The following is a 20,782-nucleotide window of genomic DNA, read 5'->3' as shown; positions in this document are numbered from 1 at the left end:
GGGATCAGACCTGGACTGGCTGGCCGACGACGGCGAGACGCCGCGAGCGGTAGGCGAGAAAAATCATCACCGCGGGGATGAGCACGTCATAGACCAGCACTCCGCCAGTGTTGCCAAGAGCGTGGTCGCCATTGGCAAACCACTGGTAGAGGTGGCCGATGGTGGCTCCCCACAGGAAAAGTCCGGCGCCGAGGCCGACCGTGATGCGTTCTCTCGCTGACGATTTCGGTGCGGCGGCGCGGAAAGCCATGACGGCCAGTCCGAGGTTGGCGAAGGCGATCTCGAACTCGAACGGAGTGCGGTTGAAGCCGGTCGCGGCGGACATCACGTCCGGGATCAGCAGGAAGGAAAGCGTCATCCACAGGCTTCCGCAGCCGAGTGCGGCGGCGGCCCACCAACGCTGCCAGGTCTCCAGCGCCGCCGCACGGGACGGACTGTGCCGCGTACGGACCAAAGCGCCGACGACCGCGATCGCCAGCCAGATCAACGGAACGGCCGACTGCGCGACGTACGAGATCGTGTTCATGACCCTGAGTCTTGCATGGTTAATATTAATCCGTCAAGACTCGTGTAGGATCGCCGTCGTGGACGATGGGCTTCCTGACTTGTTGCATCGAGTGGTGTTCCTGCTGGCCGAGGCCGCACGGCGGCGCGGCGCCGACCCCGGCGGCCTGACCTACAGCCAGATGCGGCTGCTCGGCACCCTGGAGGACATCGAGCCGGTGACCCAGCACCGGCTGGCGCAGGCCCTGTCGGTGTCCGATCCGGCGATCAGCCGCGCGCTCGGACCGCTGCAGGACGGCGGCCTCGTACAGGTGCGACAGGATCCCGAGCACGCGCGACGCCGGCTGGTCAGCCTGACCGACGCCGGTCGCGCCGCCTTCCATGACACCGGAAAGCCGCTGTACGACGAGTTGCGCACCACGCTGCTCGAAGCCGGTTTTCCGTACGACCGCTATCTGCGCGACACGGCTGCACTGGCGCGGATCCTCGAACCGAGCTAGGAGTCCGCGGCTGGACATCGCACCGTAGGCTGCCTGGCGAGCCAACCGAAAGGACCGTGCCGATGGCTGGGGCCATTGCCTCCATCCTCTCCACACTCGTCGTGCAGCTGCCGCTCATCGCGGCGCTCGTCGCCGGTTTCGCGCTGGCGATGCTGCGCCGGCGGCGCAACCCACGCGCCGCGGTGCTGGTGATGACCGGCACGGCGCTGGCGTTCGTGGCGCTCGTCCTCAGCACCGTGCTCCGCAGTTTCGGCGGATTTCTCAACGTGTTCGCGCACGGCATGCCGTACTCCGGCGACACGGTCAACCTCGTCTTCCTGGTCGTGAACGCGGTCGCGAGCCTGCTGGTGGCGGTCGCCTGGACGCTCGCCGCGATCGCGACGATCAGCCGCCGGAGCCAACGATGAACGCCGGCAACCTGGTCATCGACACGCTGCTGCGTTATTTCGCCACGCAGATCCCGACCCTGGTCGCGTTGGTGGCCGCGATCGTGCTGGTGACCGTCAACCGGTCGGGAAGCCGCGGAAGAGCCGTCGCGGCGTTCGTACTGGCGCTGGTGGCGACGCTGCTGTGGCCGCCGGTCGTGGCGCTGAGTGCATGGCTCAACGCGACCAGCCAAGGGAATTCCTATCTCGGCTCGATCGTGAACGGCGGTGGGGATTTCGTCCTCAACATTCTCACCGGCATCGCCTGGCTGATGATCGTGTTGGCCCTGTTTGGCGGAAAGACGGCCGAATAGCGGGCATGTTCGCGTGGTCGTCGCCGAGCCCGACGGTCAGCTCGTCGGCGTGGGCGGGCGGGTGGCGCGTACGTTCGCTGCCGCCGAAGTAACGACGGGCCCGTCGGCATAAAGCTGTCACGACGCCGTCACGCCCACCGCCGCGGCGTGAAACTTGCCTTGATCGGACCGCAACGTCTCACTCGCTTGACGGGTTTCGGCGCGACCACGTCGAAACCGCCGGCTCCGACGCGAGTCGTCCTCGCAGGTAGCCGCCAACTGGCAAGCACGGAGGGGCCTGCGGCCACTTTGGAGGCTTGAGCAGTGATACACCTGCTGGCGCCGGCAGTCCCCGGGGACCTCGCGGTCCGGGAGATCGCCCGGATCACGGCTCGCCTGTCGTACGTGATGATGTGCGCGGCCCTGTGCTGGGGCCTGCTGGTCAACCCGGCCGAAGAACGTCGCTGGTCGGCCAGGCTGCTCGGGGTGGCCGGAAAAACCGCCGCGCACCTGGTGTTCGCGACGCTGGCACTGGCGTTTGGCGCCGTACACGCGGCGATGTTCGCGTTCCTGTCCACGCAGTTCCCGGTCGTCAGGTTGGTCGTTCCGTTCGCCGACGGCGGGTTGGCGCGCCATGCGTTGGGGATCGTCGGCATCGAGACCGTACTCGTCGCCGCCGTGTCGACAGCGGTGCGTCGTTTCCTCGGCATCCGGAAGTGGCTTTTCGTTCATCGGCTGGTCTATCCGGCGACAGTTCTCGTCGTCGCTCACTCCGCGTTCGGCGCCTGGGCCAACGGCGACTTCGTCCTCCTGGCGCCGATCGGGTTGCCGCTGCTGGTGCCGGTGTGCTGGCTTGGCGCGAAAAGGCTCATCGCGCGCTATGACGTCCGGCGGGAGAACGCTCCCACCGAGATGGCGCCGCGCTCGTATCGGCGTCCACCGCGGCTGGCGGTGAGCGTGAGCCACGAACGCTGCCACCGTTACGGGTTCTGCCAACAGGACGCCGGCCAGGTCTTCCACCTGCGCGAGGACGGCCACCTGGACTATGTCGCACGTCCGCATCCGTCGCTCAACGGCCAGGTGCGGATGGCCGCCCGCAACTGCCCGATGCGGGCGATCAGCGTCGATGAGATCTGACCATGGACAGAATCGTCATCGTCGGTGCGGGCGTCGCCGGCCTGCGCGCCGCCGAACGCCTACGCGAACTGCGTTTCGCCGGCGACATCCTGGTCGTCGGCGACGAACGACACCGGCCATACCACCGGCCGCCGCTCTCGAAAGCCGTGCTGTCCGGCGAAAGCGCGCTGCGCGACATCCTGCTCCCCACGTACGAGCCGCTGTGGGTGCAGTGGCGCACCGGCGTCAGCGCGTTGCGGCTCGACCCGGCGCGACACACCGTCACACTCACCGGTGACGAGGAGCTCCGCTACGACGGCCTGGTCATCGCGACCGGCGTGGCGGCGCGCCGGCCCGCCGGGATTCCCTGGCACGACGCGCGCGTCCACGTGCTGCGCACCATCGAGGACGCGGCCAGCCTGCGACACGACCTGATCCGCCGGCGCGGCCCGGTCGTGATCATCGGCAGCGGACTGACCGCCTGCGAGACCGCCGCGGCCGTACGGCGGCTGGGCCACCCCGCCACCCTCGTCTGCCGAGCCGCGCCACCATTGCACAACATCCTCGGCAGCCCACTGTCGGCCCGAGTTATGGCTCTGCAGCAACGAAACGGCGTACGTGTCGAGGTCGGCACCCAGGTCCGCGACTGGGCCTGCGGACCAGACCAGATCGGCCTGCTGCTGGCCGACGGCCGCCAGCTCGCCGCCTCGACGGTGGTGGTCGCCGCCGGGTCCGTACCAGCGGTCCACTGGCTTCGCGACAGCGGACTCACCCTCGCGGACGGCATTCTGTGCAAACCGACCTGCCACGCCGTCGGAGTCACCGACATCGTCGCCGCCGGCGACGTGGCATCCTGGCCCAACGTGCGGTTCACCACCCGCCCGCACCGTGTCGAACACTGGATCAACGCCGTCGAGATGGGCCGGGCCGCCGCCGAGAACCTGCTCGCCGGGCCGGCCCGCGCGTCGTACTTCCAGCCACTGCCCCGATTCTGGTCGGAACAGTTCGGCGTACGCCTTCAGGCCGCCGGCGAGCTCAACCCCACCGGCGCCATCCTCGGCCTGCACGCACCGGTGAGCCGGGCGAGCTCGGTCGCCTACGTCACCGGCGACCGACTCACCGGGCTGGTGTCCTGGAACGACGCCGGCACCTACCTCGACCTCAGCGACGACATCGCGCGACAACATCCGGTGCTGCCAAGGGAAACCGCGATCACCTGGACGGTCCGCTGACGCGCTCATGGACGTACACGAATGACCGTCTTGCCTCGCCGCCGCTCGGTGGGGTTGAGCGCGGGGATCGCGTCGTCGAGGGTCGCGACCGTCCCGATGTGCGTACGAAGGCGCCCGTCTCGTACGCGGTCGACGATCGCCGCCAGCTGGCTCGGGACGGACTCCACGACGAAGTCGATCGCGAGGCCGTCGGCAGGGCGGGCCTCCGCGGGGCCGACCACCGACACCAGCGTCCCGCCGGGCCGGACGATGCTCGCCGAGCGCCGCTGGATGTCACCGCCGATGACGTCGAAGACCAGGTCGACACCGCCGAGGTCGGCGAGGTCGTCGTGGTCGAGGTCGAGGAACTCGTTCGCGCCGAAGTCGAGCGCCGCCTGGCGGTCCGCGGCCCTCCCGGTGCCGATGACGTACGCACCGAACTCGCTGGCGAGCTGGGTCACCACGGACCCGACCGCGCCGGCCGCGCCGTGCGCGAGGACGGTCTGTCCGGCCTGCAGACGGCCGTGCTGGAACAGGCCTTGCCACGCGGTCAGCCCGGAGATCGGCAGGCTCGCGGCCACCGTGACATCGACGTTTCCCGGCAGCGGCGCGAGGTTGCGTGCCTCCACTGCCGCGTACTCGGCCAGGGTCCCGTCGCGATGCCAGTCCGTGATCCCGAAAACCCGCTGTCCCAACGAAAGTCCGGTCGTGCCGTAGCCGAGAGAGCGAACCACTCCGGCGAACTCGTGGCCGATGATCGCCTGGCCTCGATCATGGCCGGAGCGATCGACCCACGTCGATGGCCACTCCCACTCCGCGGGGACGAAGCCCGACGCGTGGACTTCGACGATGACGTCGTTGATCGCCGGCGTCGGTTCGGGCCGCTCCGCAAGCGTGATCCCCGCTGTCACCGCGGCCGGATCCGTCGCGATGATCGCCTTCATTGCTGCCTCCTGCTTTTTTGGGCTTGTCAGCCCACTATGGCCTCATGAATCTGGGCTGTCAAGCCCAGTTTGGGATATGATTGAGACATGGAAGCCACTCGAGCGCCACAGAAGCTCACCGGCAAGGGCCAGGCGACCCGAGCCCGCATCCTGGAGCACGCCGCCGAGCTCATCTACACCAGAGGCGTCCACGCGACGAACAACGAGCAACTCCGTCGCGCCGCGGGCATCAGCGGGTCACAGCTCAACCACTATTTCCCAACCAAGGAAAGCCTTGTCCTCGCGGTCATCCAGTGGCAGGCCGAGCGCATACTCACGTTCCATCGCAGTGAGCGGTTCGCCAGCTTCGAAAACCTCGACGCGCTGCGGGAATGGGCGGATTTCTACGTCTCGTACGAGCGCTCCTACCGGGAAGGCTGCACCCTCGGCTCACTCGCCAGCGAGATCATCAAGACCGACCTGGACGTACGCGCCGAGCTCGCGAACGCTTTCGAGCAATGGGCAGACATCTTCCGAACCGGCCTCGAACGGATGCGGCGGCTCGGCCGTATCAACGCTGACGCGGATCCCGCCCAACTGGCCCATCTCCTGCTTTCCGCCTTCCAAGGCGGCATGCTCCTGGCTCAGGTCGCTCGCGACATCACGCCGCTGAAAGACGCTTTGCATGCCGCCATCGATCACGTGGAGACATTCACCGGCAGTTTGAACCAGCAGACCTGAAGACTTGCCGGTCGCGTGATCGGCCGGCTCAAGTCGGTCCTGATCGCAGGTTTTCTTGCATTCCAACCCAGCGCGCCAGAACGCAACGCCAAGGGTTTGGAACCACACCCTAGCGAGCCTCGCTCCTCCGCCGAGGCACTAACGACTCGCGAGACATGCCAGCGGCGCATGGTTCCTTTAAATAAATGGGAAAAATAAAGCGCCAGCGATTTGGGGTCGGCGTTCGCGGGTGGTAGTATTTCGTACATGAGTACGAGCGTGGACACTGCGGTTGAGCAGGTCCGCGCGTTGGGTGACGATCAGGTGAAGGCGTTTGTGCGGCAGGCGTGCCAGGCGCATCTGCGGTCGTACGCGGAATTGGGTCGCGGCGGTGGCGGCGTTGGAAAACCGTGGCATCGCCGCCGCGGACGGGTTCCCGGTGCGGCCGGCTACCGCGGCCGCGGTGGCTGACGGCGCGGTCAGTCCCGGCCACGTACGGGAAATCATCGCGGCGATGTCGGTCGTGCCGCTGGAGTAGCCCGACCGAGACGGCATCGAAGCCTCACTAGCCACCCTGGCCCGGTCGGCCCACCCCGAGGACGTTAAAAGAGCTCGGCAAAGTGATCGCGGACCGGGTCGAGCAGGAAACCCCACCACCCGAGGACGACCAGGATCGGTGGCCGAGCCGGATCGGCGGCTGCGGATCACTGAACGCCTGGACGGGCGGGTGGTGATCGCCGGCAGCATCGACCAGGAAACCGCGCTCCAGCTGGACGCGGCGCGGCGGCTGTGCTGCGACGCCCAGATCATCCCCGTCAGTCCTGGACGGTAAAAGTCTGCCGCTGGATGTCGGCACCGCCTCACGCACCGCCACCACCGCCATCCGCCGAGCGCTGATCCTACGCGACCGCGGCCGCACCGTCCCCGGCTGCAACCACCCACCACACTGGTGCGACGCACACCACGCCACACCGTGGAAGTTCGGCGGGCAAACCACACCGCACAACATGACGCTACTGTGCCTTGCCCACCACCAAATCCTGCACCACAACCAATGGACAATCCAGATGCTCAACGGCGTACCGTACTTCGTCCCACCCGCCTCCATCGACCCGACACAGACACCCATCCGCCACACCCGCTATTCAATGCGCTGCTAAGTGGTCGGTTCCGTAAATTCCTCTGAGGGGTCAGTTGCCGAGGTAGAGGCGGCAGGCGCAGTCGAGGGCTTCTTCGGGTGTTCCGGCGGGTAGGCCGGTGGGCAGGATCTGGTTTTCGTAGCGGTCGCTGCTGGCCAGGTAGAGGCCGAATCCCCAGAGGCTGGCGGATCCGCCGTAGCGCAGTCTGAGCAGGGGCTGGGTGTCGCCGTCGGTGAGGCGCGCGTCGATGTAGGCGAACTGGCCGCGGTAGCGAAATTCCAGGCTCGCGATTTGTGGCCAGTGCTGGTCGGCGTGGGCGCGCAGGCGTTGCCGCAGTGAGATCTTGGTGGACTCCGGCGGGATGGCCATGGCCATATCGTGCCGGACTGGCGTGATCTCGGCGTGTTGGGTGGCATCTTGACCGCCGTTGGTGTGCATGGTCAGCCGACCTATTGTTGATCATGACGGAGAGATCTTTCCGATGTCGGTGGTGCGCGCCTGCCAGGTCACGTTGACGGGCTCGGTACGACGGCTGCTCAAACAGCGTGTGCGGGGCCAGAAAACTCCGTATCGGGACAGATTCGGTGCACAGATCGTGCTGTTGGCCGCCGCTGGGCAGTCCAATGCCGCGATCGCCTCGCGCCTGCACACGACGGTGGATACGCTCCGCAAGTGGCGAGGCCGTTTCGTCGCTGGCGGCGCGGAGGGCCTGGCAGACCGCCCCGGTCGGGCCGACCGCGGCGGGGTCCAGGTTGCCCAGGTCCGGTCGCTGGCGTGTGAACTTCCCGCCGTCACCGGAGTGCCGCTGTCACGATGGTCGGCGGCAGAACTGGCTCGTGAGGCTACCCTGCGAGGGATCACCGTCCAGGGCATTTCACCGGCCACGGTGCACCGCTGGTTGATCACCGACGCGATCAAACCCTGGCAGTACCGGTCCTGGCTCTTCCCGCGCGATCCCGACTTCGCGGCCAAAGCCGCCCGCGTCCTGGACCGCTACGCCGCTCCGCCGGCCAGTGGAACGATCGACCACTGGGTCCCGAGTACGTCATCTCCGCCGACGAGAAAACCTCCATCCAGGCTCGCTGCAGATGCCACCCCCAGCCTGCCGCCAGGCAAAGCCCGAGTGATGCGGGTCAACCACGAATACGAACGCGGTGAAGCACTGGCCTACCTCGCCACCTACGACGTGCACCATGCCCGTGTATTCGGCCAATGCGCTGCCTCCACCGGCATAGAGCCGTTCATGAGCCTGGTCGAGCAGGTCATGACCATCCAACCCTACGCGTCAGCCAAACGCGTATTCTGGGTCGTGGACAACGGCTCCTCCCACCGCGGCCAGGCAGCTATCAACCGCCTCGCGAAACGATTCCCCAACGCGGTCATGGTGCACACCCCGATCCACGCCTCCTGACTCAACCACATCGAGATCCATTTCTCCTTCGTACAACGCAAAGCCGTCTCGCCCAACGACTTCACCGATCTCGCCGAAGTCGAGCAACGGCTGACCGACTTCGAAAACCACTACAACACCACGCAAAACCCTTCAACTGGACATTCACCCGCGACGATCTCAACGACCTGCTGACCAGAATCGACCAACACAAGCAACCGTGCCCGGCACAGGCCCTACGAGCGGCCCGATCACCCCGACGAACTTACGAAATCAACCACTAAGCCACCGTACGCGCCGCGCCATCTCCTCACGGTCAAGCCACTTCTGCTTGACTGCAGCAATTTTCCCGCAGATCTGTGGGTGATAGAGGCCGGAGTGGATCAGCCGGGTTCCCCAACCGGTCAGGGCGCGCCCGAACCGGGTCGGCGGTCAACCTCCGGACCCGGATGACCGCCTCCACCACCTCGGCCGGCGTGGCATCCAGACTGGACCGAGGGCCGCCGCGACCTGGGCTGCCGCGCCCCCCTCGACCAGAACCCGAGCCCCGATGCCGATAAAACGTCCGCCGTTCAGCACCATCGAGCCAGCACCACGGCGACACATTCGTGATCGACGCCGCCCCCACCTATAACGTCGCACCCTCGGCGTGTCACATGTCCCGAGACAGGAACTGGCATTTTTGCCGGGCTGTTAACCGAAATCGGCGTGGAGGATCCGGCGTGGCGGGCCGAGCTTTTCTCGCTCGGGAGAAGTCGTACGCGCCGCGGTCATGCCATGCTCGTGCTGGCTTGCGCGCGTCGCATCCGAGACTTCTCAAACTGGGCGCTGGGCCACCGGACGGGATGCACGGTGGCCCAGGACTATTTACCGTACGACGATTTTCGTTGCGACGATGGGGCCGTGATGAGCCGCGGGTTGGCCGGTCACTGCGACGACCTCACCGACGTGCAGGACCACCCGCATGCCTTTGCCGTTCGCGATTTTCGTTTTCCCGGTGACCAGAACGTGGAGCTGGCCCTTCTTTGTCTTGACCGTCAACAACACACCATGGTGTCGCTGGTGCTTGATGGCGACAATGGTGCCGGTGACCGTCGCCTGCGGCGGTTTTGGCTTGCCGATCGCGACCGGCGGGGGTGGCGCCGCGAAGCCGCTCGTCGTCATTCCGGTTACGCCAAGAGTGGCGAGCGCCAGCGTCGTCGCGAGTCCGACAGCTACCGAACGTGCGTTCATCGAGGAATGGTGTCCTTTCTGCGGTTCTTTCCGCGTGCCGGACGGACATGTCCGACACTGGGACAATCTAGGGGAAATCAGGCGATATCGCCATCTTCAAAATGCCAAAATTTAGCCATCGACACAGTAAGACAAACCAGAGCTATCGGCAGATCTGTGCCGACAAAGGCGATTCCGTGAATTCCGTTGCGAACGGCGCCTTGCGACCGATCGGACCGCACACACAACTGGTCTAATCTTCGGTATCTCGTAGAAGTATTTACTATCACGAAGATATCCGGTACAACTTTCTGGATCCCGTTTCCACGCCAGGAGGCTGCGATGCGTGTCGGTCGTGTCACATTGCTTCTGCTCTGTCTTGTCCTTGCCCTCCCACCGGTCGCGGCGCAGGCGGCGGCGCATCCGGTGGTGTCGCCGCATTCCGGGGCCATCCCGGCCGGTGGCCTGCGGGCCGCCAAAGGCACCGGCAACACCATCGGTACGACCATTTACGAGGCGCGGCCGCGCGCCGACGGCTACCGGCACATCAACACGCCGGCGACCATCGCCAAGCTGAAGGCGATGGGCCTGAACACCTATCTGTATGACATTTGGGTCTCACCGAAGGACTGGGACGACCTCCGGTTGGAGTTCGCGCCGGCGGCCAGGGCGGCCGGGCTCAACATCTGGATCTATCTGGCGCCGCCGTCGGAGTGCCTGCTGGATCCGCCCGGCAACTGTCCGCGGCCATACCTGATGGACTTCAAGAGCTGGGCCAGGGAAATCGCCAAGCTGTCGGTGCAGTATCCGAACGTCACCGCATGGGCCATCGACGACTTCTTCTCCTCCGACGCGAACAAAAAGCTGTTCACCCACGACTACCTGACCGATCTGCGGACGATTTCGCACGCGATCAACCCGAATCTCGGCTTCTACACGACCTTCTATCTCTGGAACGCGGTCAACGACGACGAGCTGACGACCATCAGCGGCGTGGTCGACGGCATCATTTTTCCGTATCTGGGAAGCGGTGGCTGGAACACCCAGGACCCGAGCTACGTGACCCAGCAGATGGACCAGATCCTGGCCCACACCGGCCCCAAAAATTTGGAGTTGGTGCTGCTGATCTACGCCGGCAGGCTGCTGGACGCCCCGTTGCCGCCGACCGAGGACTACGTCGGCGCGGTGATGGACCGCGCCAAACCGTACGTGGACCGGGGCTGGATCCAGGGAATCATCGACTACGGCGCACCGATCACCGACGACCCCCAGGTCAACTCCGACAACATCGCGACGGACGGCCGCGGCCGGCTGAGCTTCATCGTGCCCAAGAACACCGCGACGCCGACCGGTTCGTACCAGCAGGCCAGCCACCGAATCACCGTCAATCCCAACGCCAGCTCCTACGACCTGACTTTCTCGCATTACGACGAAAACGCGCGAGTCAGCGCGGTGACCGGCTATCAGATCAAGCAGGCCCTGATCGACAACACCGTGGTCTGGGAATCCGACATCGAGGACGACCCCAACTATCAGTGGGCCGACGCCACGGTCGGCAACGACAAGCTTTTTCCGCTCCTGCACGGCAAAACCTCCGCGACGCTGACCTTCCGGCTGTTGGAGCGCCAGGGTGTCGGCAGCTTCCCGGTCGACGTCGGTTTCGACAACGTGCGCAGCCACGGATTCACGACACCGGACCCGAGTTTCGAGAGGCCGCACAGCTGGACGCTCGCGCGTACGTCCGAAACATTGCTGCCGTCACAGTACGTCTGGTTCGCCGACCGACCGGTCCGCATCCGCAATGCCATCGCGGCCCGCTGGGGCGGCACGCAGGCACGGGTCAGCACCGGCCCGAACTCGGCCAGGAGCCTGTCCATGTACGGACCCGGCCGACTGCAGCTGACCGTGCCGGAAAAGACCGCCACCTCCGCCGGCATGTGCACATCGGCAAGCCAGCAGGTCAAGGTCGACCCACGTTCGCCACGATATGAGCTGTCGTTCTGGTCGTATGACAACCAGTCCTCGATCGTGGCCGGCTACAACTACCACTACAAGGATGTCTACATCACCAACAGCAAGGGCCGGAAGCTGCTGTCCCGAGCGGACGTACAAGCCGATCCGGCGATGTGGATGAACAACCAGGGAGCGTGGAACCACATCGACGTCACGTCGTTCCTGAAAGGCGAAAGCAGCGTCACGTTCGAGTTCGCGCTGTGCGACCTGAACGGGGTCGGCGACTACGGCGTTGATGTCGGCTATGACAACATCGAGACGATCGGCTTCGCGTTCCGCAATCCCGGGTTCGACCGGCCGGGCTCCTGGACGTTGACCGACGACGGCCCGATGCACGCGAGAATCCTGGTGGACAACGGGCACCACTGATCGCTGGTCGAATGCAGGCGAACCGGCGCCGTCGACCGCGCCGGTTCGCCTCGGATCTCCTGGATATCCTCAGGAGACGCCGTTCACCATAATACGGTCGACGATCGCGCGGGCGACCGCTGGTTTGTCCAGTGTGGCAATGACATCGGTGCGACCGTCCGGGTTTGCCCTGTCCAGCGTCACACCCTCGTCACTGATCTCGACATCCGTACGCCGGCTGGAAAACAGCGCCGGCTCGATCAGCGTCAGCGCCGCGATCGGGTCGTGCGGGTTGTTCCACTCGTGTCCGTGGAACCTCCACCACTGTCCGATCTCCTTCTCCAGCGCGGCACCGAGCGGACCGCTAGCGGCGACCTCGGCCACGGCCTTGGCGTCGAGCTGCAACTGCGTGGTGATGTCGAGTCCGGTGACAGTTATCGGGATGCCCGCTTGGAAAACCTCCTTCGCGGCGGTGATGTCGCTCTTGATGTTGTGTTCCGGCGTGCGTCCGGTCTCGCGGAAGTCACCGGCCATCATGTGGATACGCCGTACGTTGGTGGCAAAACTCGGATCGCGCCGCAGCGCGAGAGCGATGTTGGTCAGCGGAGCGATGGCGAGGATGGTGATCTGGCCGGGCTGCTCGGCCACCGCCTGCGCCAGGTAGTCCGGCGCGGAAATGCCCGTCTCGATCTGTTCGACGGCCAGGTCGTCGAAGAGTTTTCCCTCGTGGCCGGCCCACCAGACCGGTCGTCCGCTCAACGTCTCGGTCTCACCGGGGATGATCACCGGACCGGTTTCGGCGCGGCCGGCGAGCTTCACCAGACGTGACGCGAGCCGGGCGCGTACGTCCGTGTCGCCGTAGACGGTCGTGACGGCTTTGAGCTCGACCTCGGGAGAGCCGAGGATCACACTCAACGCCAATGCATCGTCGACGTCCGAACCGATGTCGGTGTCGAGAATCAGCTGCTGCGCCATGGAGGATTCGCCTTTCAGTTCTTGATTCCGGTCGATGACAACGACGCGGTGAAGTAGCGCTGGAAGAACAACAACACGAGCAGCGGCGCGAGCGTCAGCAACACCGCGCCGGCGAAGATCGCGCCGAAATCCACACCAAACTGTCCGCTCAGATTGGCCAGTGCGATGGGTCCGAGCACTTTCGACGGCTCGGTGCCGATCAGCAGCGGCCACAGGTATGCTCCCCATTGGAACAGGAACAGCGTGAAGCCAGCACCGATCAGCGCCGGCTTCGACAGCGGCAGATAGATGCGCAGGAAGATCCCCCACCACGACATGCCGTCGACGCGTGCCGCCTCGGCGAGCTCGGCCGGGATGCCGAGGAAGAACTGCCGCAACACGAAAATCGCCAGGCCGTTGGCCAGTCCCGGCAGGATCAGACCGGCGTAGGTGTTGCTCAGCTGCCAGTCGCGAAAGAGCACCGCGAGCGGCACGGCGATGGCGTCGAACGGCACGAGAAAACTCAGGACCACGACCGAGAAGACCAGCGCGGCACCGCGAAATCGCAGCATGCTCAACGCGAACGCGGCCATCGCGCAGATCAGCAGGCCGACGACGACGGTCACCGCGGTGACGATCACGCTGTTGACCACCGACAGGCCGAACTCACCGGTCGCCAGTGTCGCGTAATTGCCGACGGTGAACGGATGCGGCAGGAACAGCCGCCAGGACAACGTCGACAGGTTACCGAAAATGTCTTCGCTGGTGCGGAAACTGCTGGTCAGCATCCACAGCAGCGGCAGCACGAAGCCAGCGCCGGCCAGCCAGACCGCCGCGGTGACCAGGACGCGACGCGGCCGCGTCGAGGCGATCTCGTTGGGCAGAGCCATCAGCGTTCCCTGCTCAGCAGCCGAAACTGCACGACGGTGATCGCGATGAGGACCAGCAGCAACAACACGACCTCCGCCTGGCCGAGATTGCGGTCCCCCAGCAGGAAAGTCGTGTTGTAGAGGTCATACATCACCAGCCGCGTACTGCCGGCCGGACCGCCCTGGGTCAGGATCTGTACGGGGACGAAGGCGAGCAGGCTGGACACGGTGTTGGCCACCACGACGAAGGCGAGCGTACGGCGCAGGCTCGGCAGCGTGACCGACCACAGCGTCTGCCAGAAGCCGGCGCCGTCCAACGCGGCGGCCTCGTACAGGTCGCGCGGGATGTCCTGAATGCCGGCGATCAGAAACAATGTCCAATAGCCGATGCCGATCCACGACATGAGCACGATCAACGCAGCCAGCGCCTGCTGTGGTGAGGTCAGAAACGGCTGCGCCGGCAAGCCGACAGCCGTCAGTGCGCCGTTGATTGGTCCCTGCGGCTGGAACGCGATTCCCCACACGACGGTGGCGACCGCTGCCGGCGCCGCCACCGGAATGAAGACGAGCACGCGGACCAGCGACCGGCCGGGCACCTTCTCGACCAGCAACAGAGCCAAAACCAGCGCGACGACGATCTGGAACGGCACGATCACCAGCAAGAACTCGCCAGTGACCGCGACGGTCTTCCAGAACCCGGGATCGGTGAGCAGCAGGACGAAATTCTCCACCCCGGCCCAGCTCGCCGCGCCGGAGTCGGACCCTTTCTGAAAGCTTTCCAGCAGTGCCTGCAGAGTCGGTACGATCCGGAGCGCGACCAGCAATGCCAGGGCTGGCAACAGAAACAGCAGGGCGGCACGCGCATGGCCGATCGGTCTGCGGCGGACGACGGTCACAGCCGGTCCCACAGTCGCTGCAGCTCGGCCTGAGCGCGTTGCAAGGTGCCGGCCGGATCGCCGCCGTTGCGGATGTCGGAGAAAGCCCGTCCCATCACGTCCTGCATTTGCGTGAAGCCGACTGTGTTCGGCCGGTTCACCGCCGACGTCTTCAGCTCCGACAACGCCAACGCGCCCATGCCCTGCGTGCCCGGCCTGTCGGTGGCGTCCAACCGCTGGATGTACGCCGAAAACGCGTCCTTGTTGGTCGGCGGGATGATGATCGTACGGACTGCCGCCGCGTTGCCTTCCGGCGACAGCGAGACGAACTCGACGAACTTCTTGGCGGCCGCCGTGTGCCGGCTGGCCGCGCTGATGCCGATCGACCAGGATCCGGTCGGCATCGCCGGTTTCCCGCCGGCGAAGGCGGGGATCGGCGCGACGCCGTAGTCGATTTTCGGCTTGCCTTTGGAGATCGGGGTGACCGACCACGGACCACCGACGAAGAACGCGGCCTTGCCGGACGCGAAAAGGACGTTCATCTGGTCGGTCGCCACACCGCGCGGCGCGACACCGGTGCGGAAAAGCGAGCCGTACCAGGTCATCGCCGACTTCCAACCGGCCGTAGTCACGTTGGCGGTCAACAGGTCTGGACCGGTCGCGCCGCTGCCGCCACCGGCCGACTCGGCCAGCGCCTGCAGCTGGTAATAGCGATCGGTCTGGTCGAACAGCAGCCCCCATTTCGCGCCAGCGCCTTGCGCTTTCCGCGCTGCCGCGGTGGTCTGCTCCCAGGTCCACCGCTGCGCCGGATTGATCGAGGGTGCCGTGACGCCGGCCTTCTTCAGCAGCTCCTTGTTGTAGTACAGATACTGGCACGAGGTCCACATCGGCAACGCCCACAGCTTGTTCTGATAGACACTTTGCTCGACCGCGGCGGACAAAGACGTACGATCGGCGGCGGCACGCTCGGCGGTCAGGTCGAACAGCCATTTCCGGTTGGCCATCGACGCCGCGGCGCCGGCGTCGACCAGCAGGACGTCGATCGACGGGTCCTTTCCGCCGACCCGCTGCTTGATCACATTGTTGTACTGGTCGAACGGAATGTTCTGGTATTTCACCTCGATCCCCGGATTCTTGGCCTGGAAGGCGGTGATCACCGGCGCGAACGCGGTCGCCGGATCCGATCCGACGAAAGTGATGGTCGTACGCCCGGACTCGGCCGAGCCGCATCCCGACAGTGCCAGCGCCGCCACCATGGCGAGCGCGATCCAGCCACGCATTTCCCCTCCAAACGCTGTTTTCCCTCCAACGCTGATCAGTCCCGCGGCGGCCGCGCTCCACGCCAGCTCACCGACTCCGCGGCCGCCGCGACCGCGGCGCGTACGGCCACACGCACACCGTCGCCGGCGGCCAGCCGGGCGCCGAGCACGCCGACGAACGTGTCACCGGCTCCTGTCGTGTCGACCACCTGGGACGCCTGGACGCCGGCCACGGCGGTTTCACCGCTGGCGTCCGAAAACACGGCGCCATCCGCGCCGAGAGTCACCACCGCCGACCGCGCCGACGTGTGCTTGCGTATGCGCGCGGCGATTTCCGCCGGGTCGGCCGGCGACCCGAGAATGTCGGCGGCCTCGTGTGCGTTCACCACGATCGGATCCGCCGACCTGAGCGTGGCCGGTGACAGCGGCACGACCGGTCCGTTGTTGACGACCAGTCGCGCGCCCACCTCGGCCGCGTACGTCGCCGCCGCGTTGACCACGTCCGGCCCGACTTCGGTCTGCGCCAACACAACCGCCGGATCGGGCAGGCCGGATGGCACGCCAGGGGCCAGAAAGCCGTTGGCGCCGAGGCCGACCACGATCGAGTTCTCACCGTCGCCGGTCACCGTGATGAATGCCGTGCCAGTGGTCACACCGATGATTTTCTGGACGCCACGGACATCCACGCCGTAGGCCGACAATGCCTGCAGCTGCCGGCGGCCGGAATCGTCGTCCCCGACCGCACCGATCATGGCCACCGACGCGCCCGCGCGCGCCGCGGCGACAGCCTGGTTCGCTCCCTTTCCGCCAGGAGAAAGAGAAAACCGGTCGGTGACGACGGTCTGGCCAGGGCCGGGCCGGTGGCGCACGCTGGCCACCCAGTCCTCGTTGATCGCACCAACCACGACAATCCGCGTCATCCGGCCACTTTCACCTATCTACACGAGTAGTCTACTCGTGTTGCACAGGTTTATATCGCATGGCTAGACTTCTCGGCAACACCGACGGAAAGGAAGCGCGTGGTCGAGAGTCCGAAACCGGCCACCCGGATGGACGTGGCACGGCTGTCCGGAGTCAGCGGCGCGGTCGTCAGCTATGTCCTCAACGACGGACCACGACCGGTGTCCGCGCAGACGCGAGCGCGCGTCCTCGCCGCGGTGGAAAAGCTCAACTATCGCCCCAATGCGGCCGCCCGCGCGCTGAGGCTGCGGCGGAGCAACGCGATCGGCCTCATCCTGCCCGACATCAGCAACCCGTATTTCGCCGAGTTCGCCAAGGCGATCGAGGATGCCGCCTTCGACCGCGGATACGCGCTGCTGCTGGGAAACTCCAGCAACGACCCACACCGCGAGGCGGCTCAGCTCGACTCGTTCATCGACCGGCAGGTCGATGGCCTGCTGGTCATCAGCGTACGGAAATACGCCGAGCTCTCGGTCGTGCGGGAGGCGAAGATCCCGCTGGTGGTGATCGACCAGCCGGAAAAAGGCGTCGACGTGGCGACCGTCGTGATCGACAACTATCGCGGCGCACGCGCCGCCGTCGACCACCTGCGCTCGCACGGCCACCGCCGGGTCGCGCTGATCGGCGGTCCGCCGCAACTGCCGGGTTCACACGCGCGACAGGCCGGCTGGCGCGACGCGCTCACCGACCTCGGTGCGGCAGACCGAAAACAGCTGCAGGTGGTGGCGCCGTTCAGCCGGCTCGGCGGCCTGGAGGCAACCCTGCAGCTGATGTCCACAAAGGACCGTCCGACCGCGGTTTTCGCCTGCTCCGACGTACAGGCGATCGGTGTCCTGCGCGCATGCGCACAACTTGGCTTGCGCGTACCGGAAGACCTGGCGCTCATCTCCTTCGACGGCACCCAGGGCGCCGAGTTCACCGCGCCACCGCTGACGGTGATCCGGCAGCCGGTGGAGATGATCGCCGGCACCGCACTGGACATGCTGCTGACGCCACCTGGGGACCTGGAGTCCAAGCAACGTGTCGTGCCGCACGAGCTGGTGCGACGCGGCTCGTGCGGCTGCCAGTGACGAGTGTTAGCGCAGCGCGCCGGAAATCCGCGACAGTTTGTATTGCCAGAGGGAATTCGCGCAGTCGCCGCAGGCGGTCGTGAACATGACGTCGAGGCGGCTGGGATCCGGCAGCGTGCCGTATTCGGTGCGGACCAGCCCGGCGTTGTGGTTACGGCCAAATCCGGTCAGCGCCGGACCGATGGTGTTCTCGGCGGTCCAGCTGCCGCCGCCGTTCCACACGCTGGCACCGGAAATGCTGACCACCTCGACGTTTGTGCCAATATAGTTGGGATCTCCGCTCGGATACGGATGCTGCTCGCGCACCGCGTAGAACCGGTCACGCGTCGGGTCGTACGCGAAATCGACGTTGTTGAGCCAGTCCTGGCTGCCGTCGGTGCCGCGCAGGCCGTCCGTCGTCAGCTCCAGTCGCGGCCCCACGACGGGCCCGGACGGCCCGTCGAGGTCGACCTTCGCTCGATAGGTTTTGGTGGATCCATAGCCTTCGGTCCAAAACAGCAGCGCGGTGCCGTCGGCCGGGTCGATGGTCGTGGCACTGGGCTGGCCGGCACCCCACTGTTTCGGATCACTGCCGGTAAAACTGATGACTGGCCGCGGATAGCGGACCCACGGGCCTTCCAGCGACGTCGCGTACGCGACGCCGACCTGGTTGTGCTCGCTCGCGTCCACGTCGTTGCCGAGATAGAACATCGCGTACTGGTAGGCGACACCGTTGTAGACGGCGTTGACGCGGATCACCGACGGATCGCAGACATGGAAGGAATCCCAGCCACTGGCGCTGGCCGCGAGCACGGATCGGTCGGCCACCATCGCGCCCGAATCGATCCGCGTGTAGAAAGCGTGGTCGCGGATGACACCGGAGTCGGCGTTGTGGCAGGTCCAGAACCGCAAACTGTCGCCGGTCTCGATCACCGACGGCGCGTACGCGTAAAACAGCGGTCCGTTGCCGGTCGGCTGGTAAACCTGCCGGATCGACCCGGGATCCCAGGCCAGGCTGGCATTGGCGGCGGTCGGGACCAGCAACAGAGCCAGCACCAGGCCGGTGACACGAACGAGCCTTCTGATCATCAGACCTCCTCTACACGAGTAGAATGATGGTCGAGAGCCGGCCGCCAGACAATGACAGCGGTGGCCAGTTGCGGTCGTGACGGGACCTCATCGGCTCGGCAATGCCCTACGGCGTGACCAAATGAGTGCGATCGTGGTGAGGACGACTGCCGGCGCGGCTAGGATCGGACCGGAGATGCCTTGGGAGAACGTGATGTAGCCAGGCGCCATCATGATGACGGCGAACACACTGTCGGTGCTGACGACAATCGCCAGGTTGATCCAGTAGCCGGCGAGGTCGCCGCGCCAGTTGAGCCGCAGAGCGACGGCCGCGACAAGCACGCCGAATACCACGACGAACGAGTAATACATCTGTCCCCAGGCGACCTGGCGACCCTGGTCGGTCCCGTGACGCAGCAACGCCGTCAGCAACGTGATTCCCACGTAGACGTGCAGAACTCCCCACAAGGCGTAGCAGACAGCTCCGCAACGCCGGACAAGCAGCTGAGCCAGTGCCGTTTTCTCCATCCACCCAAGCTGCCAGTCATGCGGTCTTGTGGCGTCCTCCACGGAGCGACACCTTCCGTACCGCGGCAGCAGTACGGAAGGTCACCCGGCAGTCGGACAGCTCGGTTGTCATCAAAAGAGCGCGGCGGCGGCCTTGCCCATGGCGGCGTACCCGTTGTCGTTGGGGTGGAGTTTGTCGTCGCTGACATACGTCGGCAGCACGCGGTCGGGTGTGGCCGGGTCGCGGATGGCCGCGTCGAAGTCGGCGAGCTTGTCGAAGCCACCGGGTTTGCCGGCGGTGGCGCGGATCCACGCGTTGACGGCGTCACGTTTCTGTTCGTTGAGCGCTGTGTCGTAGAACGAGCCGCCGATCGGGGTGATGGTGCTGCCGTAGAGTTTCAGCCCGCGCGCATGCGCTCTGGCGATCAGCTGCCGATAGCCGCCAATGACCTGCTGGGCCGATACGTTCTGCTCGGGCTTGCCGATGAAATCGGCCAGGCCGATGTCGTTGACGCCCATCATCATGACGACGTATTTCGCTGACGGTTGGGACAGTACGTCGCGGTCGAAGCGGGAGATGGCGCTGGGGCCGATGATGTCGTGCAGTACGCGGCCGCCGCCGATGCCTTCGTTGATCACCGCCAGCCGTGAGTGCCTGGCCGCGAGTGCCGTGGCGAGATAGTCCGACCAGCGGTGGTTGGCGTCCACTGTGGACCCGTAGCCATCGGTGATCGAGTCGCCGAAGGCCACCACGCCATCGACCAGCGGCTTCACGACCTGGAGGCCGGTGAGGAAATACCAGCTGGTCACCGCACTACCGACCGGCAGCGTCGCGGCGCCGGCGTGGTTGCCGGCCGTGGAAACGTACGACGTCTGCTCGGCTTGTGCGTGCCAGGTCGGTGCGCCGGTCGACCGTGGCAGGTAGAGATCGACCGCCACATCCTGCTCGGCCCGCAGAGCGAAACCGGCCGGATCCGACACCAGCTCACGACCGGTCGGGATCGTTACGCCGGTGCGTCCGCCGAAAGTCAACGCGCGTACCGATCGCGCCTCGATCGAGGCACCCGCCGAACGGGTCGCGATCGTGGCCTTGCCGATCACCAGCGGACGATCGCCAAAGACGTTGGACAGCTTGATCCGCGCGGCGGGCCCGCCGGTGTGCGGATGGACGACGAGCCGTACGGTCACGTTTTCCAATGCCTCGGCCACCGGATAGCCCGGCGGACCGCCGGCGGCCTGCTGCGGGCTCGCCGACCAGGTCCCCACCCACGGGGACATGGCCTGGGCCGGCGCCGCCGAGGTCAGCGCCGCCGCGACCAGCAGGCTCGCGCCAACAGTCGCCAACCGCGAAAAATATCGTTTCATGTCCTACCCCTGTGTCCTTCGTTGCCGTTGCGTACACAGGGTTGCGTAACGACCGAACGCCTGTCGTCACCAGATCTGGTGA

General features: G+C 65.9%; 23 protein-coding genes. 11 read left to right on the top strand and 12 right to left on the bottom strand.

The features are described 5' to 3' along the window. Positions 1-4: 4 nt before the first annotated feature. Positions 5-526 (bottom strand): DUF6790 family protein, encoded by a 522-nt coding sequence (locus GNX95_RS20595; RefSeq protein ID WP_163509026.1) that lies wholly within the window; start codon positions 524-526, stop codon positions 5-7. A gap of 58 nt (positions 527-584) precedes the next feature. Here GNX95_RS20595 and GNX95_RS20590 point away from each other — a divergent pair, with 58 nt between their 5' ends. From GNX95_RS20590 to GNX95_RS20570, 5 genes are all read left to right on the top strand, one after another. After that, a complete protein-coding gene (locus GNX95_RS20590) occupies positions 585-1,004 on the top strand; it encodes a MarR family winged helix-turn-helix transcriptional regulator (protein ID WP_163509025.1) in 420 nt (139 codons plus the stop codon). Positions 1,005-1,066: 62 nt separating this feature from the next. Next, positions 1,067-1,411 (top strand): hypothetical protein, encoded by a 345-nt coding sequence (locus GNX95_RS20585; RefSeq protein WP_163509024.1) that lies wholly within the window; start codon positions 1,067-1,069, stop codon positions 1,409-1,411. Then, entirely contained in the window at positions 1,408-1,743 is a 336-nt protein-coding gene (locus GNX95_RS20580) for a hypothetical protein (RefSeq protein WP_163509023.1), read from the top strand. The genes GNX95_RS20585 and GNX95_RS20580 overlap by 4 nt, the downstream gene beginning before the upstream one ends. A 303-nt stretch (positions 1,744-2,046) precedes the next feature. Further along, complete coding sequence (locus GNX95_RS42595) at positions 2,047-2,859, top strand: hypothetical protein (RefSeq protein ID WP_222853780.1); 813 nt, start codon at positions 2,047-2,049, stop codon at positions 2,857-2,859. A 2-nt stretch (positions 2,860-2,861) separates the two neighbouring features. After that, entirely contained in the window at positions 2,862-4,070 is a 1,209-nt protein-coding gene (locus GNX95_RS20570) for an NAD(P)/FAD-dependent oxidoreductase (protein ID WP_163509022.1), read from the top strand. A gap of 5 nt (positions 4,071-4,075) precedes the next feature. Here the strand turns inward: GNX95_RS20570 and GNX95_RS20565 are convergent, their stop codons facing one another. Continuing rightward, positions 4,076-4,993, bottom strand: coding sequence for an NADP-dependent oxidoreductase (locus GNX95_RS20565; RefSeq protein ID WP_163509021.1), 918 nt, complete (start codon positions 4,991-4,993; stop codon positions 4,076-4,078). Between the two features lie 87 nt (positions 4,994-5,080). On the opposite strand from GNX95_RS20565, the gene GNX95_RS20560 reads away from it, so the two are divergent. From GNX95_RS20560 to GNX95_RS20550, 3 genes are all read left to right on the top strand, one after another. Next, complete coding sequence (locus GNX95_RS20560) at positions 5,081-5,713, top strand: TetR/AcrR family transcriptional regulator (RefSeq protein ID WP_163509020.1); 633 nt, start codon at positions 5,081-5,083, stop codon at positions 5,711-5,713. 370 nt (positions 5,714-6,083) lie between these two features. Further along, on the top strand, positions 6,084-6,230 hold the full coding sequence (locus GNX95_RS20555) for a hypothetical protein (protein WP_163509019.1): 147 nt from the start codon (positions 6,084-6,086) through the stop codon (positions 6,228-6,230). Between the two features lie 138 nt (positions 6,231-6,368). Beyond that, positions 6,369-6,524 carry a hypothetical protein gene (locus tag GNX95_RS20550; RefSeq protein WP_163509018.1) on the top strand — a complete coding sequence of 52 codons (156 nt, stop codon included), beginning with the start codon at positions 6,369-6,371 and terminating at the stop codon, positions 6,522-6,524. A gap of 358 nt (positions 6,525-6,882) precedes the next feature. On the opposite strand, the gene GNX95_RS20545 is transcribed toward GNX95_RS20550, so the two are convergent. Further along, positions 6,883-7,269 (bottom strand): hypothetical protein, encoded by a 387-nt coding sequence (locus GNX95_RS20545; RefSeq protein WP_246281688.1) that lies wholly within the window; start codon positions 7,267-7,269, stop codon positions 6,883-6,885. A gap of 43 nt (positions 7,270-7,312) precedes the next feature. Here GNX95_RS20545 and GNX95_RS20540 point away from each other — a divergent pair, with 43 nt between their 5' ends. Continuing rightward, a complete protein-coding gene (locus tag GNX95_RS20540) occupies positions 7,313-8,242 on the top strand; it encodes a helix-turn-helix domain-containing protein (protein ID WP_246281687.1) in 930 nt (309 codons plus the stop codon). 846 nt (positions 8,243-9,088) lie between these two features. On the opposite strand, the gene GNX95_RS20535 is transcribed toward GNX95_RS20540, so the two are convergent. Continuing rightward, complete coding sequence (locus GNX95_RS20535) at positions 9,089-9,454, bottom strand: hypothetical protein (protein WP_163509017.1); 366 nt, start codon at positions 9,452-9,454, stop codon at positions 9,089-9,091. 321 nt (positions 9,455-9,775) lie between these two features. Between GNX95_RS20535 and GNX95_RS20530 the strand changes: the two genes are divergently transcribed. Beyond that, on the top strand, positions 9,776-11,815 hold the full coding sequence (locus tag GNX95_RS20530) for a hypothetical protein (RefSeq protein ID WP_163509016.1): 2,040 nt from the start codon (positions 9,776-9,778) through the stop codon (positions 11,813-11,815). A gap of 69 nt (positions 11,816-11,884) precedes the next feature. Here the strand turns inward: GNX95_RS20530 and GNX95_RS20525 are convergent, their stop codons facing one another. From GNX95_RS20525 to GNX95_RS20505, 5 genes are read right to left on the bottom strand one after another with little or no spacing between them, the layout of a single operon-like run. Next, positions 11,885-12,769 (bottom strand): nucleoside hydrolase, encoded by an 885-nt coding sequence (locus tag GNX95_RS20525; RefSeq protein WP_163509015.1) that lies wholly within the window; start codon positions 12,767-12,769, stop codon positions 11,885-11,887. Positions 12,770-12,783: 14 nt separating this feature from the next. Then, positions 12,784-13,638, bottom strand: coding sequence for a carbohydrate ABC transporter permease (locus tag GNX95_RS20520; protein WP_163509014.1), 855 nt, complete (start codon positions 13,636-13,638; stop codon positions 12,784-12,786). Continuing rightward, a complete protein-coding gene (locus GNX95_RS20515) occupies positions 13,638-14,513 on the bottom strand; it encodes a carbohydrate ABC transporter permease (protein WP_163509013.1) in 876 nt (291 codons plus the stop codon). The genes GNX95_RS20520 and GNX95_RS20515 overlap by 1 nt, the downstream gene beginning before the upstream one ends. After that, on the bottom strand, positions 14,510-15,772 hold the full coding sequence (locus GNX95_RS20510; protein WP_163509012.1) for an ABC transporter substrate-binding protein: 1,263 nt from the start codon (positions 15,770-15,772) through the stop codon (positions 14,510-14,512). The genes GNX95_RS20515 and GNX95_RS20510 overlap by 4 nt, the downstream gene beginning before the upstream one ends. Before the next feature lie 35 nt (positions 15,773-15,807). Then, positions 15,808-16,671, bottom strand: a complete 864-nt coding sequence (locus GNX95_RS20505; protein WP_163509011.1) for a PfkB family carbohydrate kinase — start codon at positions 16,669-16,671, stop codon at positions 15,808-15,810. A 99-nt stretch (positions 16,672-16,770) separates the two neighbouring features. Here GNX95_RS20505 and GNX95_RS20500 point away from each other — a divergent pair, with 99 nt between their 5' ends. Beyond that, a complete protein-coding gene (locus tag GNX95_RS20500; RefSeq protein WP_163509010.1) occupies positions 16,771-17,781 on the top strand; it encodes a LacI family DNA-binding transcriptional regulator in 1,011 nt (336 codons plus the stop codon). A 6-nt stretch (positions 17,782-17,787) separates the two neighbouring features. Here the strand turns inward: GNX95_RS20500 and GNX95_RS20495 are convergent, their stop codons facing one another. The 3 genes from GNX95_RS20495 to GNX95_RS20485 all read right to left on the bottom strand — a co-directional run bounded on the left by GNX95_RS20495 (position 17,788) and on the right by GNX95_RS20485 (position 20,700). After that, positions 17,788-18,849, bottom strand: coding sequence for a glycoside hydrolase family protein (locus tag GNX95_RS20495; RefSeq protein ID WP_163509009.1), 1,062 nt, complete (start codon positions 18,847-18,849; stop codon positions 17,788-17,790). Between the two features lie 87 nt (positions 18,850-18,936). Further along, positions 18,937-19,356, bottom strand: coding sequence for a hypothetical protein (locus GNX95_RS20490; protein WP_163509008.1), 420 nt, complete (start codon positions 19,354-19,356; stop codon positions 18,937-18,939). A 111-nt stretch (positions 19,357-19,467) separates the two neighbouring features. After that, on the bottom strand, positions 19,468-20,700 hold the full coding sequence (locus tag GNX95_RS20485) for an SGNH/GDSL hydrolase family protein (protein WP_163509007.1): 1,233 nt from the start codon (positions 20,698-20,700) through the stop codon (positions 19,468-19,470). Positions 20,701-20,782: the final 82 nt, after the last annotated feature.

This window comes from Fodinicola acaciae, assembly GCF_010993745.1.
Lineage (GTDB): Bacteria > Actinomycetota > Actinomycetes > Mycobacteriales > HKI-0501 > Fodinicola > Fodinicola acaciae.
Note: the sequence above shows the minus strand (reverse complement) of the source record. Positions and strands in the feature narration are given on the sequence as shown.